The sequence below is a fragment of the Pseudomonas sp. GQ91 genome, from assembly GCF_059758795.1.
This window is the reverse complement of the sequence record NZ_JCAXED010000012.1, coordinates 180,461-199,563: the sequence shown is the minus strand read 5'-3', so window position 1 is coordinate 199,563 and position 19,103 is coordinate 180,461. Positions and strand designations below refer to the sequence as shown.

The 19,103-nt window shown below is 59.1% G+C and carries 22 protein-coding genes and 1 pseudogene; 12 read left to right on the top strand and 11 right to left on the bottom strand.

The features are described from left to right. The 8 genes and pseudogenes from AC6CIA_RS19235 to AC6CIA_RS19200 all read right to left on the bottom strand — a co-directional run. Positions 1–190: pseudogene (locus tag AC6CIA_RS19235) on the bottom strand (type VI secretion system tip protein TssI/VgrG); the annotation flags it as partial. Positions 191–482: 292 nt separating this feature from the next. Next, a complete protein-coding gene (locus AC6CIA_RS19230; protein ID WP_498314266.1) occupies positions 483–674 on the bottom strand; it encodes a PAAR domain-containing protein in 192 nt (63 codons plus the stop codon). 151 nt (positions 675–825) lie between these two features. Next, entirely contained in the window at positions 826–1,059 is a 234-nt protein-coding gene (locus tag AC6CIA_RS19225; RefSeq protein ID WP_498314264.1) for a hypothetical protein, read from the bottom strand. An 88-nt stretch (positions 1,060–1,147) separates the two neighbouring features. Then, complete coding sequence (locus tag AC6CIA_RS19220) at positions 1,148–1,306, bottom strand: T6SS effector amidase Tae4 family protein (RefSeq protein ID WP_498314262.1); 159 nt, start codon at positions 1,304–1,306, stop codon at positions 1,148–1,150. Between the two features lie 29 nt (positions 1,307–1,335). After that, positions 1,336–1,527, bottom strand: a complete 192-nt coding sequence (locus AC6CIA_RS19215; protein ID WP_498314260.1) for a hypothetical protein — start codon at positions 1,525–1,527, stop codon at positions 1,336–1,338. Between the two features lie 721 nt (positions 1,528–2,248). Continuing rightward, entirely contained in the window at positions 2,249–2,635 is a 387-nt protein-coding gene (locus tag AC6CIA_RS19210) for a c-type cytochrome (protein ID WP_498314258.1), read from the bottom strand. A gap of 39 nt (positions 2,636–2,674) precedes the next feature. Next, the gene (locus AC6CIA_RS19205; protein ID WP_498314256.1) at positions 2,675–3,106 is read right to left on the bottom strand and encodes a bleomycin resistance protein; all 432 of its coding nucleotides are present in this window, start codon (positions 3,104–3,106) and stop codon (positions 2,675–2,677) included. 35 nt (positions 3,107–3,141) lie between these two features. Continuing rightward, the gene (locus tag AC6CIA_RS19200; protein ID WP_498314254.1) at positions 3,142–3,663 is read right to left on the bottom strand and encodes a GNAT family N-acetyltransferase; all 522 of its coding nucleotides are present in this window, start codon (positions 3,661–3,663) and stop codon (positions 3,142–3,144) included. Positions 3,664–3,787: 124 nt separating this feature from the next. Between AC6CIA_RS19200 and AC6CIA_RS19195 the strand changes: the two genes are divergently transcribed. From AC6CIA_RS19195 to AC6CIA_RS19180, 4 genes are all read left to right on the top strand, one after another. Further along, positions 3,788–4,507, top strand: a complete 720-nt coding sequence (locus AC6CIA_RS19195) for an SDR family NAD(P)-dependent oxidoreductase (RefSeq protein ID WP_498314252.1) — start codon at positions 3,788–3,790, stop codon at positions 4,505–4,507. Between the two features lie 187 nt (positions 4,508–4,694). Beyond that, entirely contained in the window at positions 4,695–5,072 is a 378-nt protein-coding gene (locus AC6CIA_RS19190; RefSeq protein ID WP_498314250.1) for a response regulator, read from the top strand. Positions 5,073–5,273: 201 nt separating this feature from the next. Then, positions 5,274–5,888 (top strand): biliverdin-producing heme oxygenase, encoded by a 615-nt coding sequence (locus AC6CIA_RS19185; protein ID WP_498314248.1) that lies wholly within the window; start codon positions 5,274–5,276, stop codon positions 5,886–5,888. After that, a complete protein-coding gene (locus AC6CIA_RS19180) occupies positions 5,885–8,128 on the top strand; it encodes an ATP-binding protein (RefSeq protein ID WP_498314246.1) in 2,244 nt (747 codons plus the stop codon). The genes AC6CIA_RS19185 and AC6CIA_RS19180 overlap by 4 nt, the downstream gene beginning before the upstream one ends. Positions 8,129–8,136: 8 nt before the next feature. Here the strand turns inward: AC6CIA_RS19180 and AC6CIA_RS19175 are convergent, their stop codons facing one another. Both AC6CIA_RS19175 and AC6CIA_RS19170 read right to left on the bottom strand, forming a co-directional pair. Beyond that, the gene (locus tag AC6CIA_RS19175; RefSeq protein WP_498314243.1) at positions 8,137–9,453 is read right to left on the bottom strand and encodes a sensor histidine kinase; all 1,317 of its coding nucleotides are present in this window, start codon (positions 9,451–9,453) and stop codon (positions 8,137–8,139) included. Next, complete coding sequence (locus tag AC6CIA_RS19170; protein ID WP_498314241.1) at positions 9,450–10,160, bottom strand: response regulator; 711 nt, start codon at positions 10,158–10,160, stop codon at positions 9,450–9,452. The genes AC6CIA_RS19175 and AC6CIA_RS19170 overlap by 4 nt, the downstream gene beginning before the upstream one ends. Positions 10,161–10,324: 164 nt before the next feature. Between AC6CIA_RS19170 and AC6CIA_RS19165 the strand changes: the two genes are divergently transcribed. From AC6CIA_RS19165 to AC6CIA_RS19145, 5 genes are all read left to right on the top strand, one after another. Beyond that, positions 10,325–11,113 (top strand): MlaA family lipoprotein, encoded by a 789-nt coding sequence (locus AC6CIA_RS19165; RefSeq protein WP_498314239.1) that lies wholly within the window; start codon positions 10,325–10,327, stop codon positions 11,111–11,113. Further along, a complete protein-coding gene (locus tag AC6CIA_RS19160; RefSeq protein ID WP_498314237.1) occupies positions 11,103–11,360 on the top strand; it encodes a hypothetical protein in 258 nt (85 codons plus the stop codon). Before AC6CIA_RS19165 ends, AC6CIA_RS19160 begins: the two co-directional genes overlap by 11 nt. 93 nt (positions 11,361–11,453) lie before the next feature. Continuing rightward, positions 11,454–11,642: a hypothetical protein gene (locus tag AC6CIA_RS19155; RefSeq protein ID WP_498314236.1), complete on the top strand. Its 189-nt coding sequence runs from the start codon at positions 11,454–11,456 to the stop codon at positions 11,640–11,642. Positions 11,643–11,764: 122 nt separating this feature from the next. Then, positions 11,765–13,693: an alkaline phosphatase D family protein gene (locus AC6CIA_RS19150; RefSeq protein WP_498314234.1), complete on the top strand. Its 1,929-nt coding sequence runs from the start codon at positions 11,765–11,767 to the stop codon at positions 13,691–13,693. 160 nt (positions 13,694–13,853) lie between these two features. Continuing rightward, a complete protein-coding gene (locus AC6CIA_RS19145; protein WP_498314232.1) occupies positions 13,854–14,864 on the top strand; it encodes a diguanylate cyclase domain-containing protein in 1,011 nt (336 codons plus the stop codon). A 4-nt stretch (positions 14,865–14,868) separates the two neighbouring features. Here the strand turns inward: AC6CIA_RS19145 and AC6CIA_RS19140 are convergent, their stop codons facing one another. Next, positions 14,869–15,897, bottom strand: coding sequence for an amino acid ABC transporter substrate-binding protein (locus tag AC6CIA_RS19140; RefSeq protein WP_498314231.1), 1,029 nt, complete (start codon positions 15,895–15,897; stop codon positions 14,869–14,871). Positions 15,898–16,041: 144 nt separating this feature from the next. Between AC6CIA_RS19140 and AC6CIA_RS19135 the strand changes: the two genes are divergently transcribed. The 3 genes from AC6CIA_RS19135 to AC6CIA_RS19125 all read left to right on the top strand — a co-directional run bounded on the left by AC6CIA_RS19135 (position 16,042) and on the right by AC6CIA_RS19125 (position 19,094). Then, entirely contained in the window at positions 16,042–16,935 is an 894-nt protein-coding gene (locus AC6CIA_RS19135) for a LysR substrate-binding domain-containing protein (RefSeq protein ID WP_498314229.1), read from the top strand. A gap of 89 nt (positions 16,936–17,024) precedes the next feature. Further along, positions 17,025–18,275: a 2-aminoadipate transaminase gene (locus tag AC6CIA_RS19130; RefSeq protein WP_498314227.1), complete on the top strand. Its 1,251-nt coding sequence runs from the start codon at positions 17,025–17,027 to the stop codon at positions 18,273–18,275. Positions 18,276–18,389: 114 nt separating this feature from the next. Continuing rightward, positions 18,390–19,094 (top strand): hypothetical protein, encoded by a 705-nt coding sequence (locus AC6CIA_RS19125; RefSeq protein WP_498314225.1) that lies wholly within the window; start codon positions 18,390–18,392, stop codon positions 19,092–19,094. Positions 19,095–19,103 lie beyond the last annotated feature (9 nt).

Genomic DNA, 19,103 nt, shown 5'->3' with positions numbered 1-19,103 from the left:
TTTGCCAGATCGTCAGTGTTGCGGGTTGATCCAGCAGTTGCGCGAAGTTGGCATCGGCCGAGGTACTGACCAAGTCAATCGTCAGGCAATACAGTTCGCAAAGCCCCTCGGTCAGTTCAAACGAGACGACATCGAAGTTGATGTGGGCGGTTGAACTGAAGGCAAAGCGCACATCACGCGGATGAGGCATGGCAACTCCTGCGGGCGATCCATAGTGGCAGGTTTAAAGAGCTTGAACTTTAGAGAGGCACTATCTGGCTGTCGCCTTCACACTTTCCGCGTGTGTTGTGGGATGTTTCTTTTAGTTGCACCTCAGGTTCATTTTTCTCGGATCGCTAGTGCGCTGGTTATTACGCAAAACAGCGAATCGACGCGCAGCCGTTAACGCAATAAAAGGGCTTCCAGCAAATGGATGACTTGCTGGATTCGTTGCACGTCGCTGATGACGAAGGCGCAGCGGAACGTGTCAGCGATGGATCGCATCATGAGAGCCACTGGGCGATGAGAGTCGCGCCGCAGGCAGTCCTCATGCCAGCCAGAGCCCCGGGAGTGCCGTTGACTGGATAAGTGTTACTGCGCGCCAAATAAGAAACGCGCTTTTGCACGCCGGCTACGGAGCGGCCGTTGAGGCCGGAGTGAGGGATGAATAATCCGCCGCCCCCAAGCGAGTTCATATGTGATCACTGGCATCCCCTGCGCTTGCTGCATCAACCTTTCCATCATCTTTTGACTGTCCTCATCACGCAGCCGCTTGAACACCATCAAACGGCAAAACCGTGTCCACCGACCTTGGAAACTGAACAACATTCCCACAGAGCAAAGGTTTCACACCTGCCCTCTGCGCAGCTGTCTACGATACGAAACCACACCCGTCACGGCCAAAATGAGGATAACCACCGCATTCCTCAACAACCAAATCGCAAAATTGCGACTCTGGTCCGCATCTCCCTCGTAAAACGGTCCAAAATAAACAGAAATTGCCACATACACGCCGTTGAATGCGGCCGCCGCTAAAACAACCACAAAAATGACAAAAAGCATCCCTTTGACAATGCTCATAAAACCTTCCAAAACCAGATTTCCCTCGACTCGTGATAGTCAGAGAATGTGCCTTCAATCGAGAAGCCCAATTGAATACGAGGATAGCTCAACCAGTCGTCAACCTACGCCCATTCCACAGATCGATATGGTCGCCACTGCGGTTACCGAAAGTTTCATCCCCTCGGCGCCAGAAGTCTTTGAAGAAAATGATGCCTTGTTGTCCTGACAGGGCTTCTGAGAAGTTATCGAGCTTTATTTTCCTCACCGGCTGCACACCGGGGATGCGTATCAGACTTAAGACAAGGCTTTAGCCATTTCCTCTGCAGCCAGAATGTGGCTTTCACTTTTTGGATGGTGCCAACCATAACGCACACCTTTTAATCTACCGAGATCGGCACCGGCTCTGAGCATGGCTACCCCTAGGTTGATAGCGTTGATCACTGAAATTTTTGGCTCCATTGGTCCTGCACGGCGCAGCGTCTCCAAAAATTTCCGGATGGTTTTTCCATAACCTATTAAATGTGAGCATTGCGCTTCTCCTTAGCGTTTTTTTGTCCTCGCGTACCGTAACAAACGGCTCACATTCGATGGAGGTTACCTTCGCGAGCTGATGAAAATCAGAAGGATCCTACTGACGTGTAGATGTTGATTGCAGGAATGCACAGACACATCACCCTTGCGCCCGCCCCTAAAACTGCTCAACCACGTCAATCGGCCAATTCGCAAGCCGCCAGGCAAATCATCGTAGTATTTATTGGCCACGAGGACATTTGGGGGCTGAAGCTCTACTCCCACCCACAACCGCAAAATTCATGTTCGTAATAGATTGGAAACGTTAACCATGGCCAGAGCCCCCTTGGTAAACATCGACTTGAGCCACGTAACGGCGTCCAACCAACTCCACTCCATCCTGAGCGCCGTGCTCGGTTTTTCCGACTGATACGGCCAGAACTGGGATGCGCTCTGGGATGCCATCACCGCTCTGTGAGCAATTCAGGCTTTGCCGAGAAAACCTTGGCCGATGCCTGTTGCCTCAACGCTTAAATCCCAGCAGATAGGGTTGTTGTGGCGAACGGGCTTGTCGGGGGCGCTGGTGGAGCAAGCGCTCATCAGCCCGGATGCGGGATAATCAGCCCGTGACATACCGATGAACTCAGGCTTTGTTGATCTGCTGACCATTCCCACACAGACCATCGAACAAAGCTGATTACTGTTGCTGAAAGGTCTCAAGATAAGCCAGCAAGTTTTCAATCTTTTCCTGATCGCTGATGCCCCAGAAAATCATCCGCGTGCCGCTCACCACTTTCTTCGGATTCTCGATATAGGCCGCGAGTTTTTCCCGCGTCCACACCACGCCCGAATTTTTCATCGCGTCGGAGTACTGGTAGTCCATTGTGCTCCCGGCCGGACGATCGATAATGCCGTTCAGCTGTGGCCCGAAACCGCCACGAGCATTCAGCCCAACGCTGTGGCATCCGCCACAGGTCTTGCTGAACAGTTTTGCGCCGGCTTCAATGTCACCGGCGGCGAATGCCTGGGCGCTGTGGAAAGCGCCAAGGGTCAGGGCAAGGGTCAGTAACGCGGCGCGCTTCATGGAATAGCTCTCGGCAACGATGGTGTGGGCAGGCGGCAATTATGCCTGTTCACAAGGCCGCTCACCCAACCGCTCCACCAGACGAACCAGATAGCCATCCGGATCCTGCAGCAAAAACTGTCGCTGCCCTACCTCTACCTCATTTGCCCGATACCAGACGTCTTCAACGTCGCGAAACAGCGGCCAACCGGCCACTTTCAATCGTTGCAGGATCGGCGCTACGGCAGGCACATCGACTTGCAGGTTGATGCCTCGCCCCAGTGGTTTTTCGAGGGGGCCGGTGAGCCATTGGCCGGCCTGAGAATCGTATTGCTCCAGCATGATGTGCGCGCCTTGCAAGTCGAGGTAGGCAAATCCCTCTTCGATACGTTGATAGGCGATGTCAAAACCCAACTGGGTAACCCAGAAACTCAGGCTGGTGCCAAGGGCTGTCACCGTGAGTTCAGGAACAAGGGGATTGCGCTTGAACATAGAAATCCTTGAATGGAAAGAACACTGCTCGGTGATTAGGCCGGCACTCGCCACACCATGGCACAGCGGCTTCCCGGCGCAAAACCATAGAGGTATTCATCACGCAGAAGCGTGGCCAGGCGCGGGTCCGACTTCGCCAACGCATCCTGCTCAAACCCCAGGCGCTGGTAGAACGGCGCGTTCCAGGGCACTTCACTAAACGTGGTCAAGGTCACCGCCCGCAGCCGTTGGGATATCGCTTCGTTCATCACCGTTTCGAGCAACCGCCGCCCCACGCCCTGCCCCTGCATGGACTGTTTGACCGACAGTTCGTGGATATGGAGATCATCGCCATACCGTTGCGCGCTGAGGAATCCCACCCGTTGATTGCGCGCGTCCATCGCGACCCAGCAGGTGGAAAGCGCAATCAGTCGCCGATGCTGTTCTAGCGCCATGACCTCTGCTTCGGCGAGCCAGTGCAACCCCTCGATTCGACGGAAGGCCTGGGCGGCGGAGCGTTCTATTGCGGGCAGCAGCGCCGCATCGCGAGGGACGGCAAGCCGGATAACAATGGACATGAGACGACCTGGAAGCATAGATCCACCAGAGTTTAACATTCAGACACAGGCACTCAATTGCCTTCATCCCCCCCCTCTGCTTGTATGCTCACTTTCGTCAACATGTCGGTGCAGGAGCCAAGCGATGAAAACCCTGGTGGTCGGTGCAAGCAAAGGATTGGGTAGAGCGTTGATGGAAGGGTTGGGTGGGCCAGGTGATACCTTGATCGGCGTCTCTCGCAGCCATCCCGCGGACCTGACGTCAAGCACCGGTGCAAAAGTCTCCTGGGTAGAAGCCGACCTTGGCCAGCCAGCCCAGGCCGCACAGATCATCGAACAGGCAATGGCCGGAGAAGGTCTGGACACATTGATCTATAACCTGGGCATTTGGGAGGAACGGGCTTTTGAGGAAGCATACAGCTTCCTGAAAGATGACGACGCTCAGGTAGAAGCCATCGTTAGTTGCAACATCACCGCGCCTCTGTTGCTGATCAAACGGCTGCTTGAACCACTGTTGAAGAGTGCGAACCCGCGCATTATCTTGACCGGTTCGACGTCCGGCTTGCCTCAGAGCGGGCGGCCGGAAGTAACATTCGGCGCCACCAAGTTTGCCTTGCGGGGCATGGCCGATACATTGCGTGAAGGTTATCGGCATCAAGGACTGGGGGTGACGTGCCTGAATCTGGGCTACCTGAATACGCAAGATCCGCTAAGTACACCCCGACACGAAGCAGAACTGCGCGGCGACGGTCAACTGATCCCGGTGCATGACGTGGTGCAGGTAGTGCGTATGATCCTGAGCTTGTCTTCGTCCAGCTTCGTCAAGGAGCTGACATTACCTGCGTTGAAAGATGAGCGCTTTTAAGCGGGCCCGATAGAATTGCATCAGGAAACAACGCGCTCATCCTGAACGCGATTCTCAAATCCAGCATCGCCACGTGTCTACTCCCTGACTTGGCGAATGACCACCCATCGAATACGAAATATCCGATCGAACCTATCTCTCCGTCGCCCACTCCACCTTACTGAACCCGGATGGAGGGGTAGGACTTATGGCTCAGCCATCAATATTGGTACTGGAAGACGACGCGATCATTCGCGCGCTGATGGTAGAAGTGCTGGAAGAGTTCGGCGCGGTGGTCACTTCCTTCCCGTCGGCGGATGAAGGGATGATTTTTCTGGAGCGGGCCAGCGATCCTGTGGATTTGATTGTCAGCGATATCCAGATGCCCGGTCTGCTCAACGGTTATGACTTGAGCCGGATAGTAGCTCACCGCTGGCCTGCATTACCGGTGGTGCTGACGTCCGGCAATACAGGGATGGCCGCGCAGTTGGGTGGCAATGTGAAGTTTCTGCCCAAACCGTGGAGCACTGAGCGCCTGCTTGATTATGTGCAAGCGGCATTGGAGGAAGGACAATCCGTGCATTAATGGCGTCGCGACATCACCGCAATCGAACTTCGCACCAGGTGCGGAGGTCTGTTTTTAACAACCTAGGAACTTTCTGATCATGCGGTCAGCTTTATCACTACTTACCCCCAGACAAGGGCAATGGGTTGTGTAGAATCGTCGCTCACACCCCATTAACGCGTCAGCCACGTCCCGTCCTGGCCTTAAGTTCGAGCTTATTGAATGCACTCACAGGCCCCTGACGTTGGTGTGCCCTCCTTGCTGAATGCCTTGCGCTCAGGCACCGCCCTGCTACACGTTGCCCTGGAAAAGCGCCTGCCGTTCTTTGCGCCGCGGTTGAATGTCGACGGGTATCAACGCGTGCTCCAGGCTTACTACGGTTTCTACCGCCCAATGGAGGCGAGGCTACACGACGGCGGCTTGATCCCGCTCGGATTCGACCAGGCCTTACGGGCGAAAACCCCGACATTGCGCCACGACCTCAACGCTCTCGGCTTGAGCGATGAAGCGATATCCGCCCTGCCCCAATGCCCGTCACTGCCGCACCTCGACACACCGGGCGCCTGCCTGGGCGCGCTGTACGTGCTGGAAGGCGCCACCCTTGGCGGCCAAATACTGCAGCGTGAAATGGCCCGACGACTGGCGCTGGATGCCGACAATGGCGGCGCCTTTCTGAATGTCTATGGCACCGAAACAGGCCGGCGCTGGAAGAACTTTCTCGACTATCTGGCTGATGTCCCCCTGGACACCCAAGGCCGCCAACATGCCGTGGATGCGGCGCGCTCGACATTCAGCTGTTTTGAGCAATGGCTCGACAGCCAGGAGGTATTGCTATGAAACCTGAAGATTTTGAAGAGCTGCTCGCCAACTGTGCCGACGAGCCCATCCGGTTTCCCGGTGCGATCCAGCCCCATGGTGTATTGCTGACGCTGTCGGAACCCGACCTGCATATCGTACAAGTCAGCGCCAACGTGGCCGAACTGTTCAATCGGCAGCCCGACGCCCTGTTGGGCCAGCCGCTGCACACGCTGATCGGCACCGAACACGCCGAAGCCGTTCTCCAGATGCCCCGGCAGGACACTTTCATCGACGCACCCGCGCTGCATATCACCCTGAACGGCAGCGCGTTCGAAGGCTTGCTGCACCGCCACCAAGGCGTGCTGGTGCTGGAATTCGAGCCTCTCCTCACGCATTTCCAGCCCAATCTCCTCAACGGCCGAACCAGCAACCTGAGCAAGATGCTGCAACGCTTGCAGTCAGCGAAAACTCTGCAGGCCTTGTACGAAATCAGCGTCACTGAAATTCAGGCGATGACCGGTTACGACCGGGTGCTGATTTATCGCTTCGAGGAAGAAGGCCACGGCCAGGTCATCGCCGAAGCGTCCGCCCCCTCCATGGAACTGTTCAATGGCCTGTTCTTCCCAGCCTCCGACATTCCAGAGCAAGCCCGCGAGCTGTACCGCAGCAACTGGCTGCGAATCATCCCCAACGCTGACTACCAACCCGTGCCGCTGGTGCCCAAACTGCGCCCGGATACCGACCAGCCGCTGGACCTGACTTTCGCCACGTTGCGCAGTGTGTCGCCGATCCACTGCCAATACATGAAGAGCATGGGCGTGTTGTCGTCCATGAGCATTTCGTTGATGAAAGGCGACAAACTGTGGGGGCTGATCAGTTGCGGCAATCGCCAGCCGCTGCACATCCCCCACCAGCTGCGTACTGTCTGCCAGAGCATCGGCCAGGTGTTGTCCTTGCAAATCAGCGCCATGGAAGCCCTGGACATCAGCCATCAGCGCGAGGAAAAAGTCGCGGCGCTGTCGCTGCTCAACCAGGCAATGATCGCCTCGGCGCAAAACGTGTTCGAGGGCCTGACCCGTTGCCCGCAGGTGCTGATGGACCTGGTGCAGGCCAGCGGCGTGGCGATCATCGAAGACAAGCAATTGCACTGCTACGGCAACTGCCCGGACCCGGAGCAGATCCGTGCCTTGCACACATGGTTGCAGGAGACCGGGCAACCGGTATTCGCCAGCCACAACCTGTCATCGGTCTACCCGCCCGCGGCGCACTATCAACACGTGGCCAGCGGCGTATTGGCCATGAGCCTGCCCAAGCCGGTGGACAATGGCGTGCTGTGGTTTCGCCCGGAAGTGAGCGAGAGTATCAACTGGAGCGGCGATCCCAAGAAACCTCTGGACCTTCAAAGCTCGGACGCAGGCATGCGCCTTCGCCCACGCACATCGTTTGAAATCTGGAAAGTGGAAATGACCGGTATCTCCACCCGGTGGAGCCACGGCGACCGCTTTGCCGCCAATGATCTGCGGCGTTCGGCCCTGGAGAACGACCTGGCGCGTCAGGTCCAGCGCGAACAGCAAGCGGTGCGTGCCCGCGACGAGTTGGTGGCGGTGGTGTCCCACGACCTGCGTAACCCGATGACCGTGATTTCCATGCTCTGCGGCATGATGCAAAAGGCCTTCAGCTCCGATGGGTCCCACTCTTCACGACGCATTTCCTCGGCCATCGACACCATGCAGCAAGCCGCTGCGCGCATGAACGTGCTACTGGAAGACTTGCTCGACACCTCGAAGATTGAAGCCGGTCGCTACACCGTCAAACCGGTGCCGCTGGACGTCAGCCAGATCTTCGAAGAAGCCTGCTCCTTGCTGGCGCCGCTGGCACTCGAAAAAAGTATCGACCTGTCGTTCCACGCCGAGCCTGGCCTGCGGATCAACGCCGATCCGGAGCGTTTGTTTCAGGTGCTGTCGAACCTGATCGGCAACGCCATCAAATTCACCCCGCGCCTGGGCAATGTGGGAATTTCGGCCATGGGCAATGACCAGGAGATTGTCTTTTCGGTGCGTGATTCCGGGGAAGGTATCGCCCCTGATCAGTTGCCCCACGTGTTTGATCGCTACTGGACCCAGGCCGAAAACAATCCCTCCGGCACCGGTCTCGGCCTGTACATCACCCAAGGCATCGTCAAGGCCCACGGTGGGCGAATTGAGGCCGAGAGTGAGCTGGGCCGCGGCAGTGAATTCCGCTTTACCGTGCCCAGGGTGATGCTGGCCCCAGGCACCTGAGGCAACGCTTACACCGGCAATACCACCAGCGCCTCCAGCCCGCCGCCAGGGCGCTCCAGCAACGTCAGGGTGCCGCCATGCTCGAGGACAATCGCCCGCGCGCTGGAGAGCCCCAAGCCGACGCCGCCGGTACTTTTGTTGCGTGAACCTTCCAGACGGAAAAATGGCAGGAATACCTGTTCGTGGAGCCGCGCAGGAATGCCCGGCCCACGGTCCAACACACGAATCACCACCTGCCCGGCGCGCTGCTGCAGTTCAACCTCGGGAGCCTGCGCATAATGCACCGCGTTTTCCATCAGGTTGGTCATGACGCGCTTGAGCCCCAGGGGCCGACCGAAATACACCAGCCGCGGCGGGCCGCTGAACGTGATGTCGATGGACTGGTCGCGGTAGTCGTCCACCAGGGTTTGCAGGAGTTCGGCCAGGTCCAGTTGGGTAGCCTGCTCCAGACGTGCATCGTCGCGAAAGAACGCCAGGGCGCTGTTGATCATCCCTTGCATTTCGTCGACGTCGCGGAACAGTTTCTGCTGCTGATCACCGTCTTCAATGAATTCGCCGCGCAGTCGCAGGCGCGTCAAGGGCGCACGCAAATCATGGGAAATGGCCGCGAGCATCTGGGTTCGGTCCTGAATGAAGTGCTGCAACTGAGCCTGCATGCCATTGAACGCGAGGATCGCCTGGCGGATTTCGTGCGGGCCGACCGGCTCGATGGGCGGCGCCCGAAAGTCGGCACCGAAACGCCGGACGCCCTGGGCGAAATGTTGCAGCGGCCGGGCCAGGCGGCGCGTCGCAACCAGTGTGACCAGCGCCGTGGAAATCAGCACCATCACCAGCACGATCGCACTGCGCGGTCCCTCGGCCAGGCCCCAACTGCGCGAGGTGGCGCTGAACACCAGCCACGAATGGTCGGTCAGTTCCACCAGCAACGCGTAATGCCCGGCGGAATCGGGCCAGTCTGAGGGTTCAAAGCCCTCGACCCGGCGCTGTGGCCATTTCAGTAGATCCACGAAATCTTCTTGTCCCGAGTAGAAATCGTCGTCCTCGACCACCGGCAAGCCGAAGCGCTCGGGATTGACCGCCCACTCCACGCTGAAGCCACTATCGCCGGCCGTCCGGGCCAGGTTCGGGCGCTGGGCCGGCTCCGCCGCTTCAATCATCCGCACCACCACCGCCACTCTGTCCAGAAGACCAATCTCGCTCAAGGGCGGCCGCGCCCAAACGCCCGCGAGCTGACCAAACAGGGTGTTGAATGCCAGGGCGGTGAGCATCGCGATCACGATGGTCAGGGCGATCCAGCGGGCCACGGTGTCGCGCGGACGAGTCATGAGCGGGTCACGCTGGCGGTGAACTGATAGCCGCCATTGCGCACGGTGCGAATCATCGCCGGGCGCTTGGTGTCGAACTCCAGCTTGCGGCGCAGGCGGCTGACCTGCACGTCGATACTGCGGTCGAACGCGTCATGGCTGTGGCCCCGCGCCAGGTTCAGCAACTGCTCGCGGGTCAGTACGTGCTGTGGGTGTTCGACGAACACCAGCAACAGATCGAACTCGCCAGTGGACAAGGGAATCATCACCTGGTCCGGCGAGCGCAGTTCGCGGCGGGTCAAGTCCAGTTGCCAGCCGGCGAAGCGGATCAGCGGCCGTGAATGATCGCCGAGCGCCGCCGCGCCCTCACCGGCACGCCGTAACACCGCGCGCACCCGAGCCAGCAACTCGCGGGCGTCGAAGGGTTTGCTCAGGTAATCATCGGCGCCCATCTCCAGGCCCACCACCCGATCGCTGAGTTCGCCCATGGCCGTCAGCATGATCACCGGTGTCGCGTAGCGTTGGCGCAGGCGCTGGCACAGCAGCAGGCCGTTGTCCCCCGGCAGCATCAGGTCAAGGATGATCAGGTCGACGGTGTGTTGCTCCAAGGCCGCCCACAGCTGCTCGCCATTGGCCGCGGTCTGTACCGCGTAGCCATGTTGCAGGAAAAATTTCTTCAGCAGTTCGAGGACTTCGAGGTCATCGTCCACAATCAAAAGGTTGCTCACCGGCGGGCATCACTCGGGTTGGTCGAAGCGCCATTCAAAACCATTCGGCACGCCCCGTCATATATTTCAATCGTGCAATAAAGCGTCAAAGGCGCAATAAAACAGACATCTTCGGGCAAACCACGAATGCCAGCATCAGCCTCCCTTTTTTGGAGACTGTGCTTATGCGTGCGCAAACGTATCCCCGACACCTGGCGCGCCAGGCCGTGCTGCTGTTGACCGTGTCTTACCTGACAGGCTGTGCCAGCCCAGCGCCTGCGACGAGCACCACAGGTTGCGCACAGGTCGATTACCCCGTCTACGATCCCGCCGAATCGCTCAACCGCGGAGTGTTCGCGTTTAACCGCACCGTCGATGACTATGCCTTGGCGCCTGTGGCCCGTGGCTACCAACACCTGCCAGAGTTCTTCCAGCAGGGTGTGCATAACTTTTCCAGCAACTTCGGCGAGCCCGAGGTTTTTATCAATGACCTGTTGCAGGGAAACCCGCTGCGTTCCATCAACACGCTGGGACGTTTTGCGCTAAACACCACCGTGGGCCTGGTGGGCGTGCTGGATGTCTCGGGGGCCATCGGCATCCCGCGTCACACCGCCGACTTCGGCCAGACCTTCGGTGTGTGGGGCATTGGCAACGGACCTATCCTCGAGCTGCCGTTACTGGGTACCAGTAACAGCCGGGATGCCGCCGGCAAGGTCTTGGGCTTCCTGGTGGCGCCATTGGGCGACAGCGACACCGTACAAACCCTGGGCACCGTCAATCGGGTGGGAGGCACCGTGGACACCCGCGCGTCATTGCTGCCATTGACCGACAGCCTTCATCAGTTGCCCGACTATTACAGTGCCTTGCGTAACGTGGTCGCCGAGCATCGTGCCGCCTATGTGCTGGAAGGCAAGGAAGGCGCGACAACGTCGTCAGCAAACCGCTGCGCGGAGGGCCGCGGCGATGACTTCTGAAGCCGACTCCTTGTTATTGCAGCGTCAGGTACGCAGGCGCGGCAGCGGCGCTCTGCTGTGTCGTGAAACGCACTTGCAGTTGTCGCCGGATCAACACCAATTGGTACTCAGCCGCTATGTGGAACATTACAGCCCGCAAGGCGTGCGCTGGATCGAGCGCCAGCACCGCATAGCGGTAAGTGATGTGCTGCGCTGGCTGATTGCCCAAGGTGAGCCTTCGGCCACCCGCCTCGATACGACATCATAATTTGACGCAAGACGTTTATGGTTCACGGGAGGACTGGGTTGTAATTTGCGCTGGCCATGACTATGGCCAACCTTCTCAAACGAGGAACTACTCATGCTCACCCCTATCAACAGCTCAGGTGCACACACTAACGCTTGGCAAGTGGATTCGACCGCCTCGACGCGCAAAAAGCGCAGCATCGAAGAACAACCCCGTACCATCGACTTCAGCGGTACGGCCGCCAACGACCGGCGAAAAGGCAGTGGTACGCTGGACAGCCTGGGGCGCGGCAACCTCTTGTAAATGAACCCGACAGGGGCAATGCCCGGACATTTCCCCTGTTGCTTGAACGCATGCCTTGACAAAACACTGACATCCACTGCGCTACGCTACCCAGTCCGCTATTGCCCAGGGCCGTATTCTTCATGCCGCACCCCGACCTGTTGCCCGCCGTACTTGCCGGCCCTTTGCTGCGCCGTCTCGAACCGGGACGCCTGGTGTTATGGCTGGTGGGCAGCCGCCCCCTGGCATTGACGCTGAAACTGAGCTGGATCCAGGAGCAGAATCCACAGACGCTTGAAATCGATCTGGACGCGACACGCTGCCAAGTCGTTCCCGTAGGGCGCGCGGCGTTTATCCACCTGATCGACGTGGCACTGCAAAGTCCTCTGCCCCACGATGTGTCGATTGGCTATGACCTGCTGATCGCGCAAGCCAACGGCACACCGTCCGGCATCGCCGAATGGGCGCCTCATCTGCTGTACGGCAATGCCCAAACCGCGGATTTTGTCCTGCACAGTCGTATCCGTCAGTTGATGCACGGTTCTTGCCGCAAACCCCACCATTACGCCGACGAAGGCCTGCTGTGTGTCGACCGTGTGCTGGCCGAGGCGCGCACGCCCGAACACAGTCCGGCGCTGCTGATGATGAGCGGCGACCAGGTCTATGCCGACGACGTGGCGGGGCCGATGCTGCGGGCAATTCATGGATTGATCGCCCGCCTGGGTCTGTTCGATGAGTACCTGGACGGCGCCGTGGTGGATGACAGCACCCGGCTCTACGATCATCCGGCCAGCTACTACCATCGCGCCGACCTGCTGCCTGCCCTGGAAAGCAACGAGACCTTGCGCGAGCGTTTTTTTGGTGGGGTAAAGAAGCCGATTTTCACCAGTAGCACGGCTGACAATCATCTGGTGACCTTTGCCGAAGTCATGGCGATGTACTTGCTGGTCTGGTCGCCAACCCCCTGGACACTGATCTGCCCGACAGCGCCTCGTCTTGACGACGAAGAACGGGCGCGCTATGCCCGAGAACAGCTGCAAGTGGACCGGTTCCGCGACGGCCTGAATGGAGTGGCCCGGGTGTTCGCCCACGTGTCATGCCTGATGATTTTCGATGACCACGACATCACCGATGACTGGAATCTCAGCGCGCAATGGGAAGCAACCGCTTACGGCAACCCGTTCTCCAAGCGCATCATCGGCAATGCCTTGCTGGCCTACATGCTTTGCCAGGGCTGGGGGAACAACCCGGATGCCTTCGCAGCGCTGCTGAATAAAACCCTGGCCCTGACCACCACGGCCCAGACGCGGGACAACCACCTGGACGCATCCGCCCAGGACGAACTGCTGAGTGAGCTGCTGAAATTCCAGCAATGGCATTACGTACTGCCAACCTCGCCGGCCCTGGTGGTGCTCGACACCCGTACCCGGCGCTGGCGCAGCGAGTTCACGCTCAAGCAACCGTCCGGCCTGCTGGACTGGGAAGCCTTGAGCGAGTTGCAGCACGAACTGCTGGATCATCCGTCGGCCATCATCGTTTCACCGGCGCCGATCTTCGGCGTCAAGCTGATCGAAACCATACAGAAAGTCTTCAGCTGGTGCGGTTATCCGTTATTGGTCGATGCCGAAAACTGGATGGCCCATCGTGGCGCGGCGCAAGTGATCCTGAATATATTTCGTCACTCACGCACACCGGGCAACTACGTGATCCTGTCGGGCGATGTGCATTATTCATTTGTCTACGAAGTGCTGATCCGCCATCGCGATGCCGGGCCGAATATCTGGCAGATCACCAGCAGCGGCATCAAGAACGAGTTCCCCCGCAGCTTGCTCGAATGGTTCGACCGGCTGAATCGCTGGCTCTATTCGCCTCGTTCGCCGCTGAACTGGCTGACACGCCGGCGACGCATGCAAGTGGTGCCACATACCCCGGAACATGCCGAGGCCGGCGAGCGGTTATGGAACAGTGCGGGCGTCGGACAGGTGTTCTTCAACGAACAGGGTCAACCCGAAGCCATTTATCAGCACAATGCCGACGGTTCGCCCAGCACCCGCATGGTAGAGCCACAGTAGGCGCGGTTAGCGCCTCGCCCGCGAATGATGGCACTTTGCCTCGAAACGGCAGGCTCTTTCTCTGTTGCCAAACCTCGTTGTAAAGTACCGCAGCCACGGAGTATCGGCGTTAACACCTGACTGGCCATTTCCGGCCAATACCTTCGCAGGAAGCGCGCAGATGGACGATACATCCGGTAGCCCGTTGAAGAACGAATGCTCCGACCTCAATACAGACATGCTGCATGCCGTCATGGAACTGGTCAGTGACGGTATCTGGGACTGGAACGCCAACACCGGATTCGTCTATCGCAATCCAGGCTGGTACGACATGCTGGGTTATGCCCATCACTCCCTGGAAAATAGCGTCTTCACCTGGGAAAACGTGATTCATCCCGACGATTATCCCCGCGTGATGAAAGCCTTTGACGACTACATCAACCGCCACACCCCGTACTATCAAGCCGAGTATCGTTGCCGCAAGAAGGATGGCACCTGGCTGTGGATCGAAGATCGCGGCTACGTGATCGCGCGCAATGCCGACGGTTCAGTGTCACGGATGGTCGGCGCGCACCGCAGTATCCAGGCGCGTAAACGCTCGCTGGAACAGCTCGAGCGACGCAACCAATCCCTGGAGGCGCTGGTGGCCGAGCGCACCCGTGAATTGTCCCGGGTCAATCAGCAACTGCAGTTGCAACTGGACGAAAATCGCTCGCTGGCGGAACGCGATACCCTGACCCGCATCGCCAATCGCTATCGCCTGGAAAAAGTCCTGCTGGAAGAATGTGACCGCGCCCAACGGTTTCGCCTGCCCTTGTCATTGATTGCCATGGACATCGACGACTTCAAGCCGATCAACGACCGACACGGTCACGCCGTGGGTGACGCCACCCTGTTGCAGGTGGTGGAACGCCTGGAACGCTGCGTAGGCCAGGACGATCTGCTGGCGCGTTGGGGTGGCGACGAGTTCATGCTGATCCTGCCCAAAAGCAGCGTTGAAACCGCGAGGCTGTTGGCCGAACGCATCCGCCAGGAAATCCTCGATTTACCGAGCATCGGTGAGTTCAAGGTGACCTTGAGCCTCGGGGTGGTGCAGCGCCTGGATAACGAGGCGCCCGCCACCCTGATGGCCAGGGCGGACCAGGCGCTGTATCAGTCCAAGGCGGCGGGCAAGAACGCCGTGTCGTCCTGAACCGCTAGCGAACCGGCGGTGCGTACTGAATGCCGCCGTTGTTCCACAAGGCATTCAGCCCGCGCGGGATTTTCAACACGCTGTCCTGGCCGATATTGCGCTCGAACACTTCGCCGTAGTTGCCCACTTGCTTGACGATCTGCACCACCCAGTCCTTGCGCAACTTGAGGTCCTTGCCGTACTCGCCGTCGGCGCCCAGCAACCGTGCTATATCCGGATTCTTGGTGGTCTTGGCTTGCTCTTCGACATTCTGCGAGGTGATACCCATTTCCTCGGCATTGAGCATGGCGAACAGCGTCCACTTGACGATGCTGAACCAATCATCGTCGCCCTTGCGCACCAGTGGACCCAGAGGTTCCTTGGAAATCACCTCGGGCAGCACGATGAACTCCTCCGGGTGCGCCATCTTGATCCGCTGGGCATACAGGCCCGACTGGTCGGTGGTCAGCACATCGCAACGACCGGCTTCCAGGCCCTTGGCACTTTCATCGGCCGTGTCGAAGGTGATGGGGGTGTACTGCATGCCATTGGCGCGGAAGTAATCCGAGACATTCAGCTCAGTGGTAGTACCGGCCTGGATACACAGGGTCGCGCCGTCCAGCTCCTTGGCATGTTTCACCCCCAGTTTGGTGTTCACCAGAAAGCCGATGCCGTCGTAATAGGTCACCCCGGTGAACACCAGGCCCATGCCGGTATCACGGGAGCTGGTCCAGGTGGTGTTGCGCGAGATCAGGTCGATTTCCCCGGACTGCAACGCGGTAAAGCGTTCCTTGGCGGTCAGTTGGCTGAATTTCACTTTCGAGGCGTCGCCGAACAGCGCGGCGGCCACCGCGTGGCACACATCCACATCAATGCCAGTCATCTTGCCCTGGGCGTCCGGCACGCCGAAGCCGGGCAGACCGTCGCTGACGCCGCACTGGATAAAGCCCTTCTTCTGAATCGCGTCCAGCGTCGCCCCGGCCTGAGCGGTACCGGCCAGCCCCAATGCAGTGGCGGCGGCGAGTGCGGCCAAGGTGTTTTTCAGGTTTTTCATGCAAGGCGCTCCCTGTCGATTTTTATTGTTCGGCGCCGAAAAGCCGCGCCGGTTTATAGTATTGCCGCTCAGTATCAACGGCTTTAGGCCTGGCTCACAAACGACGTTTAGGCAAAGGCTCCTTCCGATTTGGAATGAACTCCCATGATTTCAAAACGCTTGACTCCTTCGATGACAGCCCTGCAATGCTTCGAAGCCGCCGCCCGCCACCTGAGCTTCACACGTGCCGCCGAAGAACTGCACCTGACCCAAAGTGCCGTCAGCAAACAAGTGGCCCAGCTCGAGGAAATGCTTTGCCACAACCTGTTCGAACGGGTGCGCCAGCGTTTATACCTGTCGCCAGCGGGTGCCTTGTACTTGGCCGAGGTGCACAAGATCCTGACTCAGGTCGACATCTCCAGCCGCTATATCCTCACCTACGGCGGCGAAACCGAAGTCCTGCGCATCGCCACCCAGCCGACTTTCGGCGACCGCTGGCTGGTCCCCAAGCTCAAGGATTTCGCGGCCAGGCAGCCGAACATTCATCTGGATATCCGCAACGAACTGGAACCGTTCGACGTGTTGCAGGCCAAGGCCGATATCGCGTTTTTCTTCGGCCAGGGCTCGTGGCCGGGAGCGACCTGCATCGAGCTGTTTCGCGAAGTCGTGGTGCCGGTCTGCGCGCCAGGTTTCGTTGCACCGGGCAGCGACGCATCTTCGCGCCATACCCTGCTGCAATGCACCTCGCGACCCGAAGCCTGGCACGAGTGGTTTCTGGAACAAGGCCTGCATTCGCAAAACAGCTACCACGGCCCGCGTTTCGATACGTTCTACATGTGCATTCGCGCAGCGCAATCGGGCTACGGCGTGGCATTGGTGCCGCAGTATCTGGTCACCGAGGAACTGGCCCAGGGTAGCCTGATGATTCCTTGGGACTACGCCATGCCCAGCGCCGGCGCGCACTTTATCGCGCATGCCGAACACGCCGGCGAGATTCCCAAGGTCAAGGCGTTTTTGAGCTGGATGGTGGGATACGTCGCAGCACATCCCGACTTTTAATAATGACCCGGCGACTTTATTTCGTTTGCGGGCACGTGCGGCTCACGGCTTAGATAGGGCACGTTTGCCTTTTTCGAGTCCAGGATCCCATGAGTCGCGAATCCATCAGCCAGTCGATTTCCATCGTCCACCCCATCAGCCTCAGCCACGGTAAAAATGCCGAAGTCTGGGACACCGACGGCAAACGCTATATCGACTTTGTCGGCGGTATCGGCGTACTCAACCTGGGCCATTGCCACCCGAGCGTGGTGGAGGCCATTCGCGAACAAGCCACCCGGCTCACGCACTACGCCTTCAACGCCGCGCCCCATGCGCCCTATATCGAACTGATGAAGCGCCTTACGGCCTTCATTCCGGTGAGTTATCCGGTCAGTGGCATGCTCACCAACAGCGGTGCCGAAGCGGCCGAGAACGCCCTGAAAATCGTGCGCGGCGCAACCGGCCGCACCGCGGTCATCGCCTTTGATGGCGGGTTTCATGGCCGGACCCTGACCACTCTCAATCTCAATGGCAAGGTCGCGCCCTACAAGCAAAAAGTCGGCGTCCTGCCCGGCACTGTGTACCACTTGCCCTACCCCAGCGCGGACAACGGCGTGACCTGCGACGATGCGATCAACGCCATGGAGCGATTGTTCAGCGTCGAGATCGACGTTAATGACATCGCGTGTTTCATCGTTGAGCCGGTCCAGGGTGAAGCGGGTTTCCTCGCCCTCGACAGCCAGTTTGCCAAGGCCCTGCGGCGCCTGTGCGATGAGCGCGGCATTCTGTTGATCGTCGATGAGATCCAGTCCGGCTTTGGCCGCACCGGTCAGCGTTTTGCCTTCTCGCGCCTGGGCATCGAACCGGACCTGATCCTGCTCGGAAAAAGCATCGCCGGCGGTGTCCCGCTGGGTGCCGTGGTCGGGCGCAGAGCGTTGATGGACACCTTGCCCAAAGGCGGATTGGGCGGTACTTATTCCGGCAATCCGATTGCTTGCGCGGCCGCATTGGCCACCCTTGATGTGATGACCGATGCACACTTGCAGGCCTGGGGCGAACAGCAGGAAGGCGCCATCGTCCGGCGCCACGCCGTATGGAAAAGCCAAAAAGTTTCCGCCTACCTGGGCCGCCTGACCGGCGTCGGCGCCATGCGCGGCATCGAGTTGCGGCTTCCCGACGGCGCCCCGGCATCCGCCCAATTGACCCAACTGCTGAGCCTGGCCCGGGATGCCGGTCTGCTGCTGATGCCCAGCGGCAAGAGCCGACATATTGTGCGCTTGCTGGCGCCCCTGACCATTGAGCCTGAGGTGCTGGAGGAAGGCCTGGATATCCTCGAGACATGCCTGCACAGGCTGGATTGAATCAGCGAGACGTGACGCCGTGGGCAGAGTGCCGCCTTGACCTGGTCAGCCTCGCCCCTGAAAATGCCCGACGCTTTTCCCGTCTCCCCCGTTTACTGAAGTAGTGAAATTTCAATGTCCGATTCCCGCACCGAAGAATCCGTAGTCACCTTGCAGTCCAAAGCTGAATACGAAAACGCCATCAATCTTTCACAGCATGTGCCCGCGGCCAAGAGCATCAGTGAAATGGTGCTGGACGCGTTCCACACCTCCAGGGAAAGCGACCAGATCCGCGAATTGCGCGTCGCCATCCGCCAGGCTCATGACGCCTTCGACGATGACAAGGCCTACGAGCTGATGGGCCAGCTCAAGCAACTCAAGGACGCCGAGGCCGCCGACACCGCCGCGCTGGAAGACCTGAGCAGCAAATTCTCGATCAGCCGTATTCTCTCCAGCTTCAAGGACGACCCCGCGTTTCAGGAACTGGTCTACGGCCTGGCCCTCAAGGTCCTGAACCAGACCCACCAGGCCATCAGCAATCCAAGCGGCGGTAAAGGCAAAACCGCGCGGGCGAAGAAGGAAATGGAAGTGTTTGCCATCAGCAAGGACGGCATCAGCGTCACTCTGCCGCTGCGCTCGCCACGCGCCAAACCGAATGTCGACCGTGAGGCGTTTGAATTCCTCGGCTTTACCTTTGTCGGTGAAGGCGATGAAGCTGAGCTTGAAAGCGAGATCTTCGTGGATAACGCCGGTGCCGAACAACCGCTGACCCGCAAGAACATCGTGACCGCGCTGCAACAGCAGACCGCGTTTGATGGCTACAGCATCGCCGCGCAATAACCCAACCCC

What these genes read in the sequence shown, in the direction of transcription:
- AC6CIA_RS19175 (WP_498314243.1), bottom strand. Translation starts at nt 9,453, where the DNA reads ATGACTCGTCCGCGCGACACCGTGGCCCGCTGGATCGCCCTGACCATC.
- AC6CIA_RS19180 (WP_498314246.1), top strand. Translation starts at nt 5,885, where the DNA reads ATGAAACCTGAAGATTTTGAAGAGCTGCTCGCCAACTGTGCCGACGAG.
- AC6CIA_RS19210 (WP_498314258.1), bottom strand. Translation starts at nt 2,635, where the DNA reads ATGAAGCGCGCCGCGTTACTGACCCTTGCCCTGACCCTTGGCGCTTTC.
- AC6CIA_RS19130 (WP_498314227.1), top strand. Translation starts at nt 17,025, where the DNA reads ATGAGTCGCGAATCCATCAGCCAGTCGATTTCCATCGTCCACCCCATC.
- AC6CIA_RS19190 (WP_498314250.1), top strand. Translation starts at nt 4,695, where the DNA reads ATGGCTCAGCCATCAATATTGGTACTGGAAGACGACGCGATCATTCGC.
- AC6CIA_RS19155 (WP_498314236.1), top strand. Translation starts at nt 11,454, where the DNA reads ATGCTCACCCCTATCAACAGCTCAGGTGCACACACTAACGCTTGGCAA.
- AC6CIA_RS19200 (WP_498314254.1), bottom strand. Translation starts at nt 3,663, where the DNA reads ATGTCCATTGTTATCCGGCTTGCCGTCCCTCGCGATGCGGCGCTGCTG.
- AC6CIA_RS19205 (WP_498314256.1), bottom strand. Translation starts at nt 3,106, where the DNA reads ATGTTCAAGCGCAATCCCCTTGTTCCTGAACTCACGGTGACAGCCCTT.
- AC6CIA_RS19185 (WP_498314248.1), top strand. Translation starts at nt 5,274, where the DNA reads ATGCACTCACAGGCCCCTGACGTTGGTGTGCCCTCCTTGCTGAATGCC.
- AC6CIA_RS19145 (WP_498314232.1), top strand. Translation starts at nt 13,854, where the DNA reads ATGGACGATACATCCGGTAGCCCGTTGAAGAACGAATGCTCCGACCTC.
- AC6CIA_RS19165 (WP_498314239.1), top strand. Translation starts at nt 10,325, where the DNA reads ATGCGTGCGCAAACGTATCCCCGACACCTGGCGCGCCAGGCCGTGCTG.
- AC6CIA_RS19160 (WP_498314237.1), top strand. Translation starts at nt 11,103, where the DNA reads ATGACTTCTGAAGCCGACTCCTTGTTATTGCAGCGTCAGGTACGCAGG.
- AC6CIA_RS19195 (WP_498314252.1), top strand. Translation starts at nt 3,788, where the DNA reads ATGAAAACCCTGGTGGTCGGTGCAAGCAAAGGATTGGGTAGAGCGTTG.
- AC6CIA_RS19135 (WP_498314229.1), top strand. Translation starts at nt 16,042, where the DNA reads ATGATTTCAAAACGCTTGACTCCTTCGATGACAGCCCTGCAATGCTTC.
- AC6CIA_RS19150 (WP_498314234.1), top strand. Translation starts at nt 11,765, where the DNA reads ATGCCGCACCCCGACCTGTTGCCCGCCGTACTTGCCGGCCCTTTGCTG.
- AC6CIA_RS19140 (WP_498314231.1), bottom strand. Translation starts at nt 15,897, where the DNA reads ATGAAAAACCTGAAAAACACCTTGGCCGCACTCGCCGCCGCCACTGCA.
- AC6CIA_RS19225 (WP_498314264.1), bottom strand. Translation starts at nt 1,059, where the DNA reads ATGAGCATTGTCAAAGGGATGCTTTTTGTCATTTTTGTGGTTGTTTTA.
- AC6CIA_RS19230 (WP_498314266.1), bottom strand. Translation starts at nt 674, where the DNA reads ATGAACTCGCTTGGGGGCGGCGGATTATTCATCCCTCACTCCGGCCTC.
- AC6CIA_RS19125 (WP_498314225.1), top strand. Translation starts at nt 18,390, where the DNA reads ATGTCCGATTCCCGCACCGAAGAATCCGTAGTCACCTTGCAGTCCAAA.